This is a genomic window from Pseudomonas germanica (genome assembly GCF_019614655.1).
Lineage (GTDB): Bacteria > Pseudomonadota > Gammaproteobacteria > Pseudomonadales > Pseudomonadaceae > Aquipseudomonas > Aquipseudomonas neuropathica.
Genome location: NZ_CP071586.1, coordinates 894,470 through 911,919 on the forward strand (window position 1 = coordinate 894,470; position 17,450 = coordinate 911,919).

15 protein-coding genes are annotated in these 17,450 nt (G+C 59.5%); 10 read left to right on the forward strand and 5 right to left on the reverse strand.

Annotated features, from left to right (window positions below; genetic code table 11):
• The first annotated feature begins 57 nt into the window (after positions 1 to 57).
• Both J0G10_RS03835 and J0G10_RS03840 read left to right on the forward strand, forming a co-directional pair.
• Complete coding sequence (locus J0G10_RS03835) at positions 58 to 2,544, forward strand: circularly permuted type 2 ATP-grasp protein (RefSeq protein WP_220557494.1); 2,487 nt, start codon at positions 58 to 60, stop codon at positions 2,542 to 2,544.
• Positions 2,544 to 3,434 carry a transglutaminase family protein gene (locus J0G10_RS03840; RefSeq protein WP_095047309.1) on the forward strand — a complete coding sequence of 297 codons (891 nt, stop codon included), beginning with the start codon at positions 2,544 to 2,546 and terminating at the stop codon, positions 3,432 to 3,434. The genes J0G10_RS03835 and J0G10_RS03840 overlap by 1 nt, the downstream gene beginning before the upstream one ends.
• Positions 3,435 to 3,644: 210 nt before the next feature.
• Here the strand turns inward: J0G10_RS03840 and J0G10_RS03845 are convergent, their stop codons facing one another.
• Together J0G10_RS03845 and J0G10_RS03850 are read right to left on the reverse strand one after the other, a co-directional pair.
• Positions 3,645 to 3,842 (reverse strand): hypothetical protein, encoded by a 198-nt coding sequence (locus J0G10_RS03845; protein WP_095047310.1) that lies wholly within the window; start codon positions 3,840 to 3,842, stop codon positions 3,645 to 3,647.
• Between the two features lie 68 nt (positions 3,843 to 3,910).
• Positions 3,911 to 4,498, reverse strand: a complete 588-nt coding sequence (locus J0G10_RS03850) for an LOG family protein (RefSeq protein ID WP_093430190.1) — start codon at positions 4,496 to 4,498, stop codon at positions 3,911 to 3,913.
• Positions 4,499 to 4,838: 340 nt separating this feature from the next.
• Between J0G10_RS03850 and azu the strand changes: the two genes are divergently transcribed.
• A complete protein-coding gene (azu, locus tag J0G10_RS03855; RefSeq protein WP_220557496.1) occupies positions 4,839 to 5,282 on the forward strand; it encodes an azurin in 444 nt (147 codons plus the stop codon).
• A 172-nt stretch (positions 5,283 to 5,454) separates the two neighbouring features.
• On the opposite strand, the gene nadE is transcribed toward azu, so the two are convergent.
• The 3 genes from nadE to J0G10_RS03870 form a co-directional block, all read right to left on the reverse strand.
• Positions 5,455 to 6,282, reverse strand: coding sequence for an ammonia-dependent NAD(+) synthetase (nadE, locus tag J0G10_RS03860; protein ID WP_093430191.1), 828 nt, complete (start codon positions 6,280 to 6,282; stop codon positions 5,455 to 5,457).
• A gap of 4 nt (positions 6,283 to 6,286) precedes the next feature.
• A complete protein-coding gene (gene pncB, locus J0G10_RS03865; RefSeq protein WP_093430192.1) occupies positions 6,287 to 7,510 on the reverse strand; it encodes a nicotinate phosphoribosyltransferase in 1,224 nt (407 codons plus the stop codon).
• 213 nt (positions 7,511 to 7,723) lie between these two features.
• Positions 7,724 to 8,626: a LysR family transcriptional regulator gene (locus J0G10_RS03870; RefSeq protein ID WP_095047312.1), complete on the reverse strand. Its 903-nt coding sequence runs from the start codon at positions 8,624 to 8,626 to the stop codon at positions 7,724 to 7,726.
• 163 nt (positions 8,627 to 8,789) lie between these two features.
• Between J0G10_RS03870 and amaB the strand changes: the two genes are divergently transcribed.
• The 7 genes from amaB to J0G10_RS03905 all read left to right on the forward strand — a co-directional run bounded on the left by amaB (position 8,790) and on the right by J0G10_RS03905 (position 17,259).
• Complete coding sequence (gene amaB / locus J0G10_RS03875; RefSeq protein WP_007915887.1) at positions 8,790 to 10,280, forward strand: L-piperidine-6-carboxylate dehydrogenase; 1,491 nt, start codon at positions 8,790 to 8,792, stop codon at positions 10,278 to 10,280.
• A gap of 150 nt (positions 10,281 to 10,430) precedes the next feature.
• Positions 10,431 to 11,714 (forward strand): L-pipecolate oxidase, encoded by a 1,284-nt coding sequence (amaA, locus tag J0G10_RS03880; protein WP_095047313.1) that lies wholly within the window; start codon positions 10,431 to 10,433, stop codon positions 11,712 to 11,714.
• Positions 11,715 to 12,082: 368 nt separating this feature from the next.
• Positions 12,083 to 13,216: an ABC transporter substrate-binding protein gene (locus J0G10_RS03885; protein ID WP_038360427.1), complete on the forward strand. Its 1,134-nt coding sequence runs from the start codon at positions 12,083 to 12,085 to the stop codon at positions 13,214 to 13,216.
• A gap of 241 nt (positions 13,217 to 13,457) precedes the next feature.
• Entirely contained in the window at positions 13,458 to 14,372 is a 915-nt protein-coding gene (locus tag J0G10_RS03890; protein WP_095047314.1) for an ABC transporter permease subunit, read from the forward strand.
• 3 nt (positions 14,373 to 14,375) lie between these two features.
• Positions 14,376 to 15,677 (forward strand): high-affinity branched-chain amino acid ABC transporter permease LivM, encoded by a 1,302-nt coding sequence (gene livM / locus J0G10_RS03895; RefSeq protein ID WP_095047315.1) that lies wholly within the window; start codon positions 14,376 to 14,378, stop codon positions 15,675 to 15,677.
• Complete coding sequence (locus J0G10_RS03900) at positions 15,674 to 16,546, forward strand: ABC transporter ATP-binding protein (RefSeq protein ID WP_016985385.1); 873 nt, start codon at positions 15,674 to 15,676, stop codon at positions 16,544 to 16,546. The genes livM and J0G10_RS03900 overlap by 4 nt, the downstream gene beginning before the upstream one ends.
• Positions 16,543 to 17,259 (forward strand): ABC transporter ATP-binding protein, encoded by a 717-nt coding sequence (locus J0G10_RS03905; protein ID WP_007915900.1) that lies wholly within the window; start codon positions 16,543 to 16,545, stop codon positions 17,257 to 17,259. Before J0G10_RS03900 ends, J0G10_RS03905 begins: the two co-directional genes overlap by 4 nt.
• Positions 17,260 to 17,450: the final 191 nt, after the last annotated feature.

Sequence of the window (17,450 nt, forward strand, 5' to 3'; positions counted from 1 at the left end):
CCGCGCGTCATGTGGCTGCGTTAGTCTGACCGTTCCTTGCTGTCTGCCGAGCTTTCCATGCCTGACCTGCTAGACCGCTACCCGCTTACGGCGGGCACTTATCACGAACTGCTCGACGGCAGTGGCGCGGTGCGCCCGCACTGGCGGCGTTTGTTCGATCAGTTGCAGCGCAGCACGCCGGCGCAACTGGTGCAGCGTCAGGCACTGCTGGCGCGGCAGATTCAGGAAAACGGCGTCACCTATAACGTCTATGCCGATCCCAAGGGCGCTGATCGGCCGTGGGAGCTGGATCTGCTGCCCCACGTGATTGCTGCGGATGAATGGCAGCAACTGTCGGCAGGTATCGCCCAGCGTGCGCGACTGCTCAATGCGGTGCTGGCCGATTTGTATGGGCCGCAGCGGCTGATCAGCGAAGGCTTGTTGCCGGCAGAGCTGGTGTTCGGCCACAACAATTTTCTCTGGCCGTGTCAGCATGTCGCGCTGCCGGAAGAGACGTTTCTGCACCTGTACGCCGTGGATCTGGCGCGTACACCGGACGGGCGCTGGTGGGTCACCGCCGATCGTACGCAAGCGCCATCCGGCGCCGGCTATGCCTTGGAAAACCGCACCATCGTGTCGCGCGCCTTTCCCGAGTTGTACCGGGATCTGAAGGTGCAGCATCTGGCCGGCTTCTTCCGCACATTGCAGGAAACCCTCGCGCGACAAGCGCCCAGTGACGATGACGCGCCGCTGGTGGTGTTGCTCACGCCGGGGCGCTTCAATGAAAGCTATTTCGAACATTTGTATCTGGCTCGGCAACTTGGTTATCCGCTGGTCGAGGGCGGTGACCTGACGGTGCGCGACGCCACGGTCTACCTGAAAACCCTCAGTGGTTTGCGTCGGGTGCATGCGATCATGCGCCGGCTCGATGATGATTTCTGCGATCCGCTGGAGTTGCGCACGGACTCGGCACTCGGCGTTCCCGGGTTGCTTGAGGCAGTACGCCAAGGGCGCGTTCTGGTCGCCAATGCGCTGGGTAGCGGCGTGCTGGAGTCGCCGGGATTGCTGGGCTTTCTGCCGAAGATCAACCAATACCTGTTTGGCGAAGAACTGATTTTGCCGTCGATCGCGACGTGGTGGTGCGGTGAGGCGCCGGTGTTGGCCCAAGCCCTGGAAAAACTGCCCGAACTGCTGATCAAACCAGCATTTCCTTCGCAGAGCTTCGCGCCGGTCTTTGGCCGTGATCTGAGTGAAAAACAGCGTCAGGCGCTTGCCGAGCGCATGCAGGCGCGTCCTTATGCTTATGTGGCGCAAGAATTGGCTCAACTGTCCCAGGCACCGATCTGGCAGGCGGAAAATGGTCAACTGCAACCACGGGCGATCGGCATGCGCATGTACGCCGTGGCGGGTGCTGACGGTTATCGCGTGCTGCCCGGTGGTCTGACCCGGGTGGCCGCCGAGGCTGATGCCGAAGTAGTGTCGATGCAGCGCGGTGGGGCGAGCAAAGACACTTGGATACTCGGTGATCGTCCGCCCAGTGGCGAGCAGTGGAAGAGTCAGCGCAGCGTTGGGGTCCATGATCTGGTACGGCGCGACCCGTATCTGCCCTCACGGGTGGTGGAGAACCTGTTCTGGTTCGGCCGATACTGCGAGCGCTGTGATGACAGTGCGCGGTTGCTGCGCATCATGCTCGCGCGGTATGTCGACGGCGACGACCCGCAAGCGTTGCAGGCGGCGGTCGATCTCGGTGAGCGGTTGACGTTGTTGCCGGATGAAGGAGAACTTCCCGAGCGCTTGCTCGCTGCATTGCTCGGTGAAGACTGGTCGTTCAGCCTGCGCGCCAACCTGCAGCGTTTGCAGTGGGCGGCCTCGCAGGTGCGTGGCAAGCTTTCGCGGGAGAACTGGCAGGCGCTGGTGGAGTTGCAGCGCGAAGCGATGGAACTGGATACCGACGAACCCGACTTTGGCGAACTGCTGGACTTCCTCAACCGGCTGGTGATGTCGCTGGCGGCGCTTTCCGGGTTTGCCCTCGACGACATGACCCGCGACGAAGGCTGGCGCTTTCTGATGATCGGCCGGCGCATTGAGCGTCTGCAGTTTCTCAGCAGCAGTCTGGCGGCATTTCTGCGCGGCGCTGGGGCGTTCGATCAAGCGGGCCTCGAATGGCTGCTGGAACTGGGCAACAGCAGTATCACCTACCGTTCGCGTTATCTGGCCGTGGCGCAATTGATTCCGGTGCTCGACCTGTTGTTGCTCGACGAGCAGAACCCGCACGCGGTGTTGTTTCAGTTGAAACTGGTGACCCGCACCTTGAAACGTTTGAACGATGATTTCGCGGCGCCGCGGGAAGCGGCATTGTCGCAACTGGTCGAGCGTCTGGCGCGGTTTGATCTGGGATGTCTGGAGAATCCGCTGTTCGGGGAATCCAGCGTACGAGCCGCTCTGAATGGTCTGGCGGATCTGCTGCAGGACATTGCCGAGGCCAGCGGGCAGGTGTCGGATCGTCTGGCCCTGCGCCATTTCGCCCATGTCGATGATGTCAGCCAGCGCACGGTGTCCGTTTGATGAATGCTCGCTACCAGATCCTCCACGACACCTGTTACCACTACGACAGTCCGGTGTCCCTGGCGCAGCAACTGGCGCACTTGTGGCCGCGTGAATGTGCCTGGCAGCGTTGCACCGAACAGCAATTGCTGATCAGCCCGGACCCGACAGCCCGCCGCGATGAGCTCGACGTGTTTGGCAATCCGCTGACCCGGCTGGCCTTCGAACGGCCTCACGATGAATTGCAGGTCAATGCTCGGCTGACTGTTGAGGTGCTGGCGCGGCCGGTGCTGGACTTCAGTCAGTCGCCCGCCTGGGAGCTGACCCGCGATGCGCTGACCTACAGCAGTCAACCGCTTTCCGCTGAGTTGCTCGAAGCTTGTCGCTACCGGTTCCAGTCCCCTTACGTGCATTTGAAAAGCAGCTTCGTCGAGTTTTCGCAAAGTTGTTTTCCGCCGGGCAGGCCGTTGCTGCTGGGTGTGCAGGACTTGATGCAGAAGATCTTCAGTGAATTCACCTTTGATGCCGAGGCGACCCAGGTGGCGACACCGCTGGTGGAAGTGCTGGAACGGCGGCGCGGGGTCTGTCAGGACTTCGCTCACCTGATGCTGGCGTGCGTGCGCTCGCGAGGGCTGGCAGCGCGTTATATCAGCGGCTATCTGCTGACCCAGCCACCGCCGGGGCAACCACGCCTGATCGGCGCTGATGCGTCGCACGCCTGGGTGTCGGTGTTTTGTCCGGTGCTGGGCTGGGTGGATTTCGATCCGACCAACAATGTGCAGCCGGCGCAGGAACACATCACGCTGGCGTGGGGGAGGGATTTTTCCGATGTGTCACCGTTGCGCGGGGTGATTCTGGGCGGCGGCAATCATGACCCGGAAGTGCGCGTCACCGTGATGCCCCTGGATTAACGACGATGAAACTGTAGGAGTGAGCCTGCTCGCGATAGCGGTGTGTCAGCAGCAAATATTTACACTGATACACCGCTTTCGCGAGCAGGCTCGCTCCCACAGGGGATTTTGGTGTATTGGGGAGGGGAAGGGCTGTGAGGGCCGGCAGTGGAACCGCCAGCCCCGTCACAAATCCGCAGGGTCTGATTCGATGATCAAACCCGGTGGGGTTCAGGCGTCGGGCGCCTGATCTTTCGGTGTTTCAGTCGCTTCGGTTGCATCAACATCATCTTGCGTCGCCACTTCACCGTCAGGGTTCAGTGCCGCTTCCTCAGCGGTTTGTTTCTTGCGCTGAAGCTTTTCCTCTTTCTTCTGTTCCTTTGCCAGGTCTCGTTGACGTTTGGCGAAGGAGTAATTGGGTTTGGCCATGGGCGATCCTCTTGGGTCGAAGGTGAGGTTGAGCGGCGCATATTCTGCCTTGTATCGGTGCCTCGTGGTTAGCCGGGTTTTTGGTCGACCCATTTTGGCGTGACGGTCGGCTTCCAGTTATCCAGGGCATCGAGCAGCGTTTGCGCTGATTCACTCACTTGCAGCATGTCACGGTGTGGCGCGCGAACGAAGCCTTCGCCGACGATATGGTCAAGAAATGCGGTGAGTTTGCTGTAGAAACCGTTCACTTCCAGCAAACCCAACGGCTTGCCGTGGTAGCCGAGCTGGCCCCAGGTCCAGACTTCGAATAGTTCTTCCAGCGTGCCGAGGCCGCCGGGCAGGGCGATGAAGGCGTCGCTCAGCTCGGCCATGCGTGCCTTGCGCGCGTGCATGCCGTCGACCACTTCCAGGCGCGTCAGGCTTTTATGGCCGATTTCCTTGTCCATCAGGCTCTGCGGGATGATCCCGATGACTTCACCGCCAGCAGCCAGCGCGGCATCGGCGACAATTCCCATCAAACCCACGGCGCCACCGCCGTAGACCAGGGTCAATTTACGTTCGGCCAAGGCCCGGCCAAGGGCGACGGCGGCTTCGGTGTAGGCCGGAACAGTGCCGGCGTTGGCACCGCAAAATACACACACGGATTTCAGAGACATGCCTTCCTCCTGGGTCAATCCGTCACAGGGTAATGGCTGGCAAGCCTCGATCCAAGGCCTAAACTTCGCGTTCAGGCGATTCAAAGGTACCGCTGGCGCCACAGGCGTAGGCGGCGAGCAAACTGCACAAAAGACCGTTAAAGAACATGATAGGCACTCCGTCTCAGTAGATGCGCCGATCATACGGCCGGCCGTTGCATCTGGCCGTTAGATTGTTTCGATGAATGTCATAGCCTGAAAGTTGTATACAATTTTTGACTCAAGTCATAGGAACTTGCGAAGATTTCAGGCAGTCTTTCCATCATTCGTGTTTTTGTTAACCCTGCCTTGGAGATTCACCATGTTTTCCAAAGTTGTTGCGGTATCCCTGCTGGCGCTGGCCAGCAGCCAATTGATGGCTGCCGAGTGCAAAACCACCGTTGACTCCACCGATCAGATGTCCTTCAGCACCAAAGCCATCGAAATCGACAAGAGCTGCAAGACTTTCACTATCGAACTGACTCACTCCGGCAACCTGCCGAAGAACGTCATGGGCCATAACCTGGTGATCAGCAAAGAAGCTGACATGCAGCCAATCGCCACCGCTGGCCTTTCCGCCGGTATCGACAAGAACTACCTGCCGGAAGGTGACGCACGCATCATCGCTCACACCAAGATCATCGGCGCCAAGGAAACCGATTCGCTGACCTTTGACGTAGCGAAGATTGCTGATGGCGGCTACGGCTTCTTCTGCTCGTTCCCTGGCCACATCTCGATGATGAAAGGCACGATTACTGTCAAGTAATCAGGACCACCGCGTTATCGTTCTTCGCCAGCAGGCTCGCTCCCACAGGTTTGCGCCGTCAATGTGGGAGCGAGCCTACTCGCGAAGGGGCCATCTGCATCAACTGATGTCTGGGCCAAAGAAAAGCCCGCTGAGGATCACTCCTCAGCGGGCTTTTTCATTCCATCAGCGCTTACGGCGCAAACGGCATCACGCGCTTGTGATGGGTCTTGTTGTAGGTCGCAACGATGATGTCGAACGCTTCCTGACGCACCGGTTCGCCGTGCAGGAACGCATCGATCTCGGCATACGTCACGCCATGCGAAGCCTCATCAGGTTTGCCCGGCGACAAATCCTCAAGGTCCGCCGTGGGCACTTTCTCGACCAGCGACTCCGGCGCACCAAAGCTGCGCGCAATCGCACGAACCTGATTTTTCACCAGACCACTGAGCGGTGCCAGGTCGCAGGCACCGTCACCGAACTTGGTGAAGAAACCCATCACCGCTTCCGCCGCATGATCGGTACCGATCACCAGACCGTGCGCCGCGCCGGCGATGGTGTACTGAGCAACCATGCGCATCCGCGCCTTGGTGTTGCCCAGTACGAAATCCACCGACACCGCGTGCTTGCCTTCAAACGCCGCCACTTCACTGGCCAGCGACTTCACCGCCGGGCCGATATTTACGGTATGGCGCTCGTCCGGCGCGATGAAATCCACCGAGGCCTGGGCGTCGTGTTCGTCAAACTGGGTTTCGTAAGGCAGACGCACGGCGATGAATTTGTAGCTGTTGTCGCCGGTCTGGTCACGCAACTCGCGCATCGCCCGCTGGGCCAGCAGGCCGGCGGTCAGTGAGTCGACGCCGCCACTGATGCCCAGCACCAGCGTCTTGAGCCCGGAATTGACCAGGCAATCCTGAATAAAGGTGATGCGCCGGGCGACTTCGGCCTGCAGGGCCTTGTGGTCGGCGAACGGCGGTTGCACCTTGAGCTGTTCAGCAATCTCACGCTGTACGGCTTGCATGAATTCACTCCTTGCTAGATAGACTGGAATCGGCAGGAACCTGGAAAACGTGCCGCAAATAGGCGACAAAATTCGGGTCTTTACAGTGGGTCTTGCCTGGCTCGTCGGAGATCTTTGCCACCGGTTGGCCGTTGCAGGCGGTCATTTTAAGCACGATGCTCATCGGTTCGACACCCGGAATGTCACAGGTGAGGTTGGTACCGATGCCGAAGCTGACGTTGATCCGCCCGTGCAGCGCACGGAAGATCTCCAGCGACTTGGGCAGGGTCAGGCTGTCGGAGAACACCAGGGTCTTGCTCATCGGATCGATGCCGAGTTTGTGATAGTGCGCGATGCATTTTTCGCCCCACGCCACAGGATCGCCGGAGTCATGGCGCAGGCCGTCAAACAGCTTGGCGAAGAACAGGTCGAAGTCGCCGAGGAACGCATCGGTGGTGATGCAATCGGTGAGCGCGATCCCGAGCAGGCCACGGTATTCGCGAACCCAGCAATCAAGCGCGGCGATCTGGCTGTCGATCAGCCGTGGACCGAGTTGCTGGTGCGCCATGATCCACTCGTGGGCCATGGTGCCCAGCGGTTTCATGTCCAGCTCGCGGGACAGGTGTACGTTGCTGGTGCCGACGAAACGCCCGGGGAAGTCGTGTTTGAGTACATTCACCACTTCAGCCTGCACGCCATACGAAAAGCGGCGGCGGGTGCCGAAATCGGCGACCTGCAGTTGCGACAACTCGTCGGCCGAGGCGTTGGCGGTCAGCCAGTCGAACTTGCGATAGAGCTGTTCGCGCGCTTGTTCCAGCACGGTTTCGCGGTAGCGATAGCGGTTGCGCACTTCGCTGACGATCGCCAGCAGCGGCACTTCGTAGAGAATCACATGCAGCCACGGCCCGCGCAGACGGATGAACAATTCGCCGTTCTCGATGCCGGTGTGCAGATACCGCAGATTAAAGCGGAACAGCCCGAGAAAGCGCAGGAAGTCCGGCTTGAGGAAACTGATGCGCTCGAGAAAGCTCAGTTGATCGGCGCTCAGGCTCAGTTCGGCCAGACGCTCGATCTGAAAACGGATCTCGGCCAGATACGGGCGCAGATCTTCGCTATTACGGCAACGAAACTCCCATTCGACTTCGACGTTGGGATAGTTGTGCAGCACCGCCTGCATCATCGTCAGCTTGTAGAAGTCGGTGTCGAGCAGGTTCTGCACGATGCGATCGGCAAACACGCTCTCGCTCATAACGGGGTCTCCAGGTGCGCCGCGCCTGTGCGCGGTCTCATTCGATGGCGCTAGTGGCGCATATCAGGGACGAAGATTGCCAGCAATTTTTTAGATCACCGCAGAACCCTTGTGGGAGCGAGCCTGCTCGCGAAGGCGTCATTTCAGTCGAAATGGGTATTGAATGTGCCGGCCTCTTCGCGAGCAGGCTCGCTCCCACATTTTTCAATCGGATCAGTCATTCGGGCTATCGATCTGCTCCAGCATCCATTTCACGAAATCCCGTACCTTCGGCACTTCTGCCGCATGCTCCGGGTATGCCAGGTAATAGGCATCGGTGCTGGGCATGGCATGCTCAAAAGGAATGACCAGTTTGCCGTCGGCTAATTCCTCTTCCACCAGAAATCGCGGCAACAACGCCACACCGCAGCCAACCTGCGCGGCACGGATGCACATATAAAAGGTTTCGAAACGCGGCCCGTGATAGCTGTGTTCGGTCTGGTAACCCTGACTGTCGAACCAGTCGTGCCAGGCCTGCGGGCGCGAGGCATTTTGCAACAGGACCAGATCGGTGAGTTGCGTCGGATCAGTAAACGGCTTATCAGGCAGGCTACCCGGCGCGCACACCGGCACCAACTCTTCGCCGAACAACTTCAGGCATTCAGTGCCGGGCCGTGAACCTTGGCCGAAGTAGAACGCCAGATCGCTGCGCCCTTGCAGCAGATCATCCGCTTCCTGCTCGTTGCACAAGTCCAGATGAATCGACGGATGGCGTAGCCGCCAGCCTTTCAGGCGCGGCACCAGCCAGCGCGCGCCGAAGGTCGAGGGCGTCGAGACGCGCAGGACTTCGGTCTCGCCGCCGTAGGAACGCAGGTAATGCGTCGACATCTCCACTTGTGTGAGGATTTTTCGTACTTCAACCAAGTACAAATCCCCTGCCGGGGTCATCTGCAAACGTCGACGCACGCGGCGAAACAATAAATGCTGCAACAGCTCTTCAAGCTGCGCGACCTGTTTGCTCACCGCACTCTGGGTCAGATTCAGTTCCTCAGCGGCGCGAGTGAAACTGAGGTGCCGGGTCACGGCCTCGAAACACTGCAGCGCGGTGATCGAGGGCAAGTGGCGTTTGTTCAGCATGGCCGATCCTTTTCTTGTCTTTCTGTGCGCAGCATGAATAAACGGAATGATATCTCGCGTAAAGGTCGTTTGTTGCCTTGCCATTGTGACGCTACAACTAAAGGCCTGCCCGGTCGCGAAAAAGCGTCCGCACACATTCAGTTTTTTGCTTGAGGAGTGACCCATGGTTGCCGCATTGCTTGATCGTCTTGGTGTGAACCCGGCCCTTTATCAGAACGGCAAAGTGCCGGTGCATTCGCCGATCGACGGCAGCCGCATTGCCGCCGTGAACTGGGAAGGCCCGGCCGAAGTCGAGCAGCACATCAGTCGCGCAGATCATGCGTTCGAGCAGTGGCGCAAGGTGCCGGCTCCGCGTCGTGGCGAGCTGGTGCGTCAATTCGGTGAAGTACTGCGCGAATACAAGGCTGATCTCGGCGAACTGGTTTCCTGGGAGGCGGGCAAGATCACTCAGGAAGGCTTGGGTGAAGTGCAGGAGATGATCGACATCTGCGATTTTGCCGTCGGCCTGTCCCGCCAGCTGTACGGTTTGACCATTGCCTCCGAGCGCCCGGGCCACCATATGCGTGAAACCTGGCATCCGCTGGGCGTGGTCGGGGTGATCAGCGCGTTCAACTTCCCGGTTGCGGTGTGGGCATGGAACACCACGCTGGCACTGGTTTGCGGCAACCCGGTGGTGTGGAAACCATCGGAGAAAACCCCGCTGACCGCACTGGCCTGCCAGGCATTGTTCGACCGCGTGGTGAAGAATTTTACCGATGCGCCAGCGAACCTTTGCCAAGTGATCATCGGTGGTCGCGATGCCGGCGAAGCGCTGGTCGATGACCCGCGTGTCGCACTGATCAGCGCCACCGGCAGCACGCGCATGGGTCGTGAAGTCGCGCCGAAAGTCGCCGCGCGTTTCGCCCGCAGCATTCTGGAACTGGGCGGTAACAACGCGATGATCCTCGGCCCGAGCGCCGATCTGGACATGGCGGTACGGGCGATTCTGTTCAGCGCCGTCGGTACTGCCGGGCAGCGTTGCACCACCCTGCGTCGACTGATTGCCCACGAATCTGTGAAAGAAGAAATCGTTACTCGCCTCAAAGCTGCGTACTCGAAAGTGCGCATCGGCAATCCGCTGGAAGGCAATCTGGTCGGCCCGCTGATCGACAAGCACAGCTTCGAAAACATGCAGGACGCGCTGGAGCAGGCGTTGAGCGAGGGCGGTCGTGTGTTCGGCGGCAAGCGTCAGCTTGAGGATCAATTCCCCAACGCCTACTACGTTTCGCCGGCGATCGTTGAAATGCCCGAGCAAAGTGATGTGGTTTGCAGTGAGACCTTCGCACCGATTCTTTATGTAGTCGGCTACAGCGATTTCCAGGAAGCGCTGCGCCTGAACAACGCGGTGCCACAAGGTTTGTCGTCGTGCATCTTCACCACCGATGTGCGCGAGGCCGAGCAGTTCATGTCGGCAGTCGGTAGCGACTGCGGCATCGCCAACGTCAACATCGGCCCGAGCGGTGCCGAAATTGGCGGCGCGTTTGGTGGCGAGAAAGAGACCGGTGGCGGGCGTGAGTCCGGCTCGGACGCGTGGCGCGCCTATATGCGCCGGCAGACCAACACCGTGAACTACTCGCTGGAGTTGCCGCTGGCGCAGGGCATCACATTCGACTGACAGGTGGAGATCCCTCCTTGTGGGAGCGAGCCTGCTCGCGAATACGGTGGGTCAGTCGACATTGATGTTGGCTGATACGCCCCTTTCGCGAGCAGGCTCGCTCCCACAGGATCAGCACTGTGTTTGGCAGGTTTCTGTTGGAGTCTGGCAATGCCGTTACGCGAAGAATGTCTGTGGGAAAAGCTCACGCCACAAAGGCCGGATAAAACCGCGCTCAAAGGCGAAGTCAAAGTCGATGTCTGCGTGATCGGCGCCGGGTTCACCGGGTTGTCGGCGGCGCTGCATCTGTTGGAAAAAGGCAAAAGCGTCTGCGTGCTGGAGGCTCATCGCGCGGGGCACGGTGGTTCCGGGCGTAACGTCGGACTGGTCAACGCCGGCATGTGGATCCCGCCGGACGAGATCGAAGCCGGTTTCGGCGAAGCGGTGGGCAGCCAGCTCAATCGCATGCTCGGGGGCGCACCGGCGCTGGTGTTCAGCCTTGTGGACAAGTACAACATCGATTGCCAGTTGCGCCGCGAAGGCACGTTGCACATGGCGCACAACGCCAAGGGCGAGGCGGATTTGCGCAGCCGCGAGCAACAATGGAAACGTCGCGGCGCACCGGTTGAACTGCTGACCGGCAAGGCCTGCGAGCAAGCCACCGGCACGCAAAAGATTGCCGCGGCTTTGCTCGATCGCCGCGCCGGCACGCTCAACCCGATGGCTTATGTCACCGGGCTGGCCAACGCGGTGAGCGGTCTCGGCGGGCAAATGTTTGATCATTCGCCGGTCACTCGCCTTGAGCGTCAGGGCGCGAAGTGGTCGGTGCAGACCGAACACGGTTCAGTGCTGGCCGAGCAAGTGGTCATCGCCTCCAACGCCTACACCGAGGGCGACTGGACCGAACTCAAGCGCAACTTCTTCCCCGGTTACTACTATCAGGTCGCTTCGGTGCCGCTGACCGAGGACGCCGCGCAGGAAATTCTCCCGGGCGGGCAGGGTTCATGGGATACGCGGCAGGTGCTGAGCAGCATCCGCCGTGACAAAGAAGGGCGGTTGTTGCTCGGCAGCCTGGGCAACGGCAATCAAAAACCGACCTGGTTTCTCAAGGCCTGGGCCGATCGCGTGCAGCAGCATTATTTCCCCAATCTGAAACCGGTCGAGTGGGAATGCACCTGGACCGGGCGTATAGCTTTTACGCCAGATCACCTCATGCGCCTGTTCGAGCCGGCGCCGGGGCTGGTGGCCGTCACCGGTTACAACGGCCGTGGCGTCACCACCGGCACCGTGGTCGGCAAGGCTTTCGCTGATTACCTGTGTAACGGAAATCCTCAAGCGCTGCCGATTCCCTTCGCACCGATGCAGCCCCTGACCGGTGTGGGCTTGCGCAGTTGCCTGTACGAGGCCGGGTTCTCGCTGTATCACGCGGGCCAGTGCCTGCGCATTGTGATTTGAGTGTTGAAATATGTTGCCGGACGCGGCGCTTTTTCACGTAGCGACTAGCCTGTAATGGTGCGGGTTGTAGCAGTCCCGCACCAGCAGTGTGCAGTTCGGTGACGCGGGTTGTTACAGGCTGGTTGCACGTCGTTTGGCGCCGCGGTTGCAATGATGGCGCGTGCGGGTTGCGCCTGAAAAAATAAATGGTTTCACCTTCCGCGGTTTAGACGGTTGCACGCCCAATGAAAATGGGAACGAAACAGTCGAAATAACAAGAAAGCAGCGACTTTTTGAAGAATAAAAAACCGATGGCACGGCCCTTGCTCAGAGCAATCAGTGAAGTGAAGTCGCAGTGCCAACTAAAAAAAACCTTGGAGCACCACCTCATGTCCCAGACGTTTTACAAGAAAGGCTTTCTGGCCCTCGCAGTGGCTACTGCGTTGGGTGTTTCTGCGTTTGCTCAAGCTGATGTGAAAATCGGTGTAGCGGGTCCAATGACGGGCGCCAACGCGGCATTTGGCGAGCAGTACATGAAGGGTGCACAGGCAGCGGCTGACGCAGTCAACGCGGCAGGCGGCGTCAACGGGGAGAAAATCGTACTGGTCAAAGGCGATGACGCCTGCGAACCGAAGCAGGCCGTGACGGTCGCCAAGGACCTCACCAACCAGAAAGTCGCCGGCGTGGTCGGTCATTTCTGCTCCTCTTCGACCATTCCAGCGTCGGAAATCTACGACGAAGCCGGGATCATCGCGATCACCCCGGGCTCGACCAACCCACAAGTCACCGAGCGTGGCCTCAGCGCCATGTTCCGTATGTGCGGGCGTGACGACCAGCAAGGCATTGTGGCCGGCGACTACATCGTCGACGTGCTCAAGGGCAAGAAAGTCGTCGTACTGCACGACAAAGACACCTACGGCCAAGGCCTGGCGGATGCCACCAAAGCCCAACTGGTCAAGCGCGGCGTGACGCCTGTGTTGTACGAAGGCCTGACCCGTGGCGAAAAAGACTTCAGCACCATCGTTACCAAGATCCGTGGCGCTGGCGCCGACGTCGTCTACTTCGGCGGTCTGCACCCGGAAGCCGGCCCGCTGGTTCGCCAACTGCGTGAACAAGGCCTGAAAGACGTCAAGTTCATGTCCGATGACGGCATCGTGACTGACGAGCTGGTGACCACCGCCGGTGGCCCGCAATTCACCGATGGCGTGCTGATGACCTTCGGCGCCGACCCGCGTCTGTTGCCAGAGAGCAAGACCGTAGTGGACGCTTTCCGCAAGGCCGGTACCGAGCCTGAAGGCTACACCCTGTACGCCTACGCTTCGGTGCAAACCCTGGCTGCCGCGTTCAACGGCGCCAAGTCCAACAAGGGCGAAGAGGCTGCGGCCTGGCTGAAGAAAAATCCGGTGAAAACCGTGATGGGTGAAAAAACCTGGGACTCCAAGGGCGACCTGAAAGTCTCCGACTACGTGGTTTACCAGTGGGACAAGGACGGCAAATATCACCAGCTGGAAAAACAGAAGTAAGGGCTGACGCGACCCTTTGAACTCCGCAAAGCCATGTGGGAGCGGGCTTGCCCGCGATGACGGCCTGACAGTCGACAACTGTGTTGAATGTTCTACCGCTATCGCTGGCAAGCCAGCTCCCACAAGGTCCTGTGGTGATCGAACCGTTCGCGCTCTGACATTGCTCCGACGTAAATCTGTATTTTTCCTAGAAGAACCGCACTCCACAGGTGTGCAGGTTCTCACTGCGTGAGATTGCGTTATGGATGGTATTTTCCTGCAGCAACTGGTCAACGGCCTGACCCTCGGGTCGGTCTATGGCCTGATCGCCATCGGCTACACAATGGTCTACGGCATCATCGGCATGATCAACTTCGCCCACGGCGAGGTTTACATGATTTCTGCTTACCTGGCGGCAATCAGTCTGGCTCTGCTGGCGTACTTCGGTATCGAATCTTTCCCACTGCTGATGCTCGGCACGCTGATCTTCACCATCGTCGTCACGGCGGTGTATGGCTGGGTCATCGAGCGTGTCGCTTACAAACCCCTGCGCAACTCCACCCGCCTGGCACCGTTGATCAGCGCCATCGGTATCTCGCTGATCCTGCAAAACTATGCACAGATCGCCCAGGGCGCCAAACAACAGGGCGTACCTACCCTGCTGAGCGGTGCGTGGCGTGTTGAAATCGGTACCGGCTTCGTGCAACTCACCTACACCAAAGTCTTCATTCTGGTGGCCGCATTCGTCGGCATGGGCCTGCTGACCTACGTCATCAAGTACACCAAGCTCGGACGCATGTGCCGTGCGACCCAGCAAGACCGCAAGATGGCTTCGATCCTCGGCATCAATACCGATCGGGTCATTTCCTATGTGTTCATCATCGGTGCAGCCATGGCGGCGCTGGCCGGCGTACTGATCACCATGAACTACGGCACTTTCGACTTCTATGCCGGCTTCATTATCGGCATCAAGGCGTTCACCGCTGCGGTGCTTGGCGGGATCGGTTCACTGCCTGGGGCAATGCTCGGCGGGATCATCCTCGGCATCTCCGAGTCGCTGTTCTCCGGCCTGGTCAACTCCGACTACAAAGACGTGTTCAGCTTCTCGCTGCTCGTACTTGTTCTGGTCTTCCGGCCGCAGGGCCTGTTGGGCCGTCCTCTTGTGTCGAAGGTGTAAGCGATGTCTTCAACCACTCAAAAATCCATCGATATCAAAAAAAGCCTGGTTGAGGCGATTCTTGCCGGCCTGATTGCCCTGATCGTTTTCGGTCCGATTGTCGGCGTCGTGCTCGAGGGTTACAGCTTCAACCTCGAACCGACCCGGGTGGCCTGGATCATCGGCATTGTCATGATCGGCCGCTTTGCCCTCAGCCTGTTCCTGCAAACGCCCAAGGGCCTGAAAATTCTCGACGGATTCGAGAGTACTGGCTCTGGGGTGCACGTGCTGCCTGCCGATCACAAATCCTCGCTGCGCTGGATCATCCCGCTGCTGATTGTGCTGGCCGTCATCGTGCCGTTTGTCTCCAACTCCTATCTGCTCGGCGTGGTCATCCTCGGCTTGATCTACGTGCTGCTGGGGCTGGGGCTGAACATCGTGGTCGGTCTGGCCGGTCTGCTCGACCTCGGTTACGTGGCGTTCTACGCCATCGGCGCCTACGGTCTGGCGCTCGGTTATCAGTACCTCGGCCTGGGCTTCTGGACGGTGTTGCCATTGGCGGCGATCACGGCCGGGCTGGCCGGTTGCATCCTCGGTTTCCCGGTGCTGCGCCTGCACGGCGACTACCTGGCAATCGTGACCCTGGGCTTCGGTGAAATCATTCGCCTGGTCCTCAACAACTGGTTGTCACTGACCGGCGGCCCGAACGGCATGCCGGCGCCATTGCCGACGTTCTTCGGTCTGGAGTTCGGTAAGCGGGCGAAGGATGGCGGGGTGCCGTTTCACGAGTTCTTCGGCATCGCCTACAACCCGGATGTGAAGTATTACTTCATCTACGCGGTTTTGTTCCTCGTGGTGCTGGCCGTGCTGTACATCAAGCATCGTCTGGTGAAAATGCCGGTCGGTCGCGCCTGGGAAGCCTTGCGTGAAGATGAAATCGCCTGCCGCTCGATGGGCCTCAACCACGTGCTGGTCAAGCTCTCGGCGTTCACCATCGGTGCATCGACCGCCGGTCTTGCCGGTGTGTTCTTCGCCACCTACCAAGGCTTCGTCAACCCGACCTCGTTCACCTTCTTCGAATCGGCGCTGATCCTCGCCATCGTCGTGCTCGGCGGTATGGGCTCGACCATCGGTGTGGTGATCGCCGCGTTCGTGCTGACGGTTGCTCCGGAATTGCTGCGCGGCTTCGCTGAATACCGCGTGCTGCTGTTCGGCATCCTGATGGTGTTGATGATGATCTGGCGACCACGCGGGCTGATCCGCATCAGCCGGACCGGGGTCACTCCACGCAAAGGTGCCATTCACTATGAGAGGACTGCGCCATGAGTGAAGTCGTACTCTCTGTTGAAAAACTGATGATGCATTTCGGTGGCATCAAGGCCTTGAGCGATGTCAGCCTGAAGGTCAAACGCAATTCGATCTTCGCCCTGATCGGCCCCAACGGTGCAGGCAAGACCACGGTGTTCAACTGCCTGACCGGGTTCTACAAGGCCTCGGGTGGCAAGATCGAACTCAACGTGCGCGGCCAGCAGACCAACGTCATCCAGTTGCTCGGCGAGTCGTTCAAACCGACCGACTTCGTTTCGCCGAAATCTTTCCTCAGCCGCATGTACTACAAAATGTTCGGCGGTACGCACTTGGTGAACCGGGCAGGCCTGGCGCGGACGTTCCAGAACATTCGCCTGTTCAAGGAAATGTCGGTACTGGAAAACCTGCTGGTGGCCCAGCACATGTGGGTCAACCGCAACATGCTTGCCGGCATCCTCAACACCAAGGGCTACCGCAAGGCCGAAAGTGACGCGCTGGATTGCGCGTTCTATTGGCTGGAAGTGGTCGATCTGGTGGACTGCGCCAACCGGCTCGCCGGTGAGCTTTCCTACGGCCAACAGCGTCGTCTGGAAATTGCCCGGGCCATGTGCACGCGGCCGCAGATCATCTGCCTCGACGAACCGGCCGCCGGCCTCAACCCTCAGGAAACCGAAGCGCTCAGCGCGATGATCCGGCTGCTGCGCGACGAGCACGATCTGACCGTGGTGCTGATCGAACACGACATGGGCATGGTTATGAGCATTTCCGACCACATCGTGGTGCTGGACCACGGCATCGTCATCGCCGAAGGCGGGCCTGAAGCGATCCGCAACGACCCGAAGGTGATCGCAGCCTATTTGGGCGCCGACGAAGAGGAGCTGGTATGACGCAACCGATCCTCGAACTCAAAGACCTCGACGTCTTCTATGGCCCGATCCAGGCCCTCAAAGGTGTTTCGCTGCAGATCAACGAAGGGGAAACCGTCAGCCTGATCGGCTCCAACGGTGCCGGCAAATCGACGTTGCTGATGTCGATCTTCGGCCAGCCACGGGCGGCAGGCGGGCAGATCCTTTATCAAGGCGTCGACATTACCCACAAGTCCTCGCACTACATCGCCTCCAACGGCATCGCGCAATCGCCGGAAGGGCGGCGAGTGTTCCCCGACATGACCGTCGAGGAAAACCTGCTGATGGGCACCATCCCGATTGGCGACAAGTACGCCAAAGAGGACATGCAGCGTATGTTTACGCTGTTTCCACGGCTGGAAGAGCGACGTAACCAACGGGCGATGACCATGTCTGGTGGTGAACAGCAAATGCTCGCCATTGCCCGTGCCTTGATGAGCCGACCAAAGTTGTTGCTGCTCGATGAGCCGAGCCTGGGCCTGGCGCCGATTGTGGTGAAGCAGATTTTCGCGACCCTGCGGGAATTGGCGAAAACCGGCATGACCATTTTCCTGGTTGAGCAGAACGCCAACCATGCGCTGAAGCTTTCGGACCGCGCATATGTGATGGTCAACGGCGAGATTCGCCTGACGGGCACGGGTAAAGAGTTGCTGGTGAATGAGGAAGTGCGTAACGCCTATCTGGGCGGGCACTGATTCCTCGACGTTATGCACAGCCCCGGCGACGCAAGTCCCGGGGCTTTTTCATTCCTCAAACATACCGCACGCCTGTGTAGGAGCTGCCGAAGGCTGCGATCTTTTGATGTTGTCTTTAAAGATCAGGAGATCGCAGCCTTCGGCAGCTCCTACAGGGAATTGATCAGTGATTTCAAGTGTTGCGTGGAATT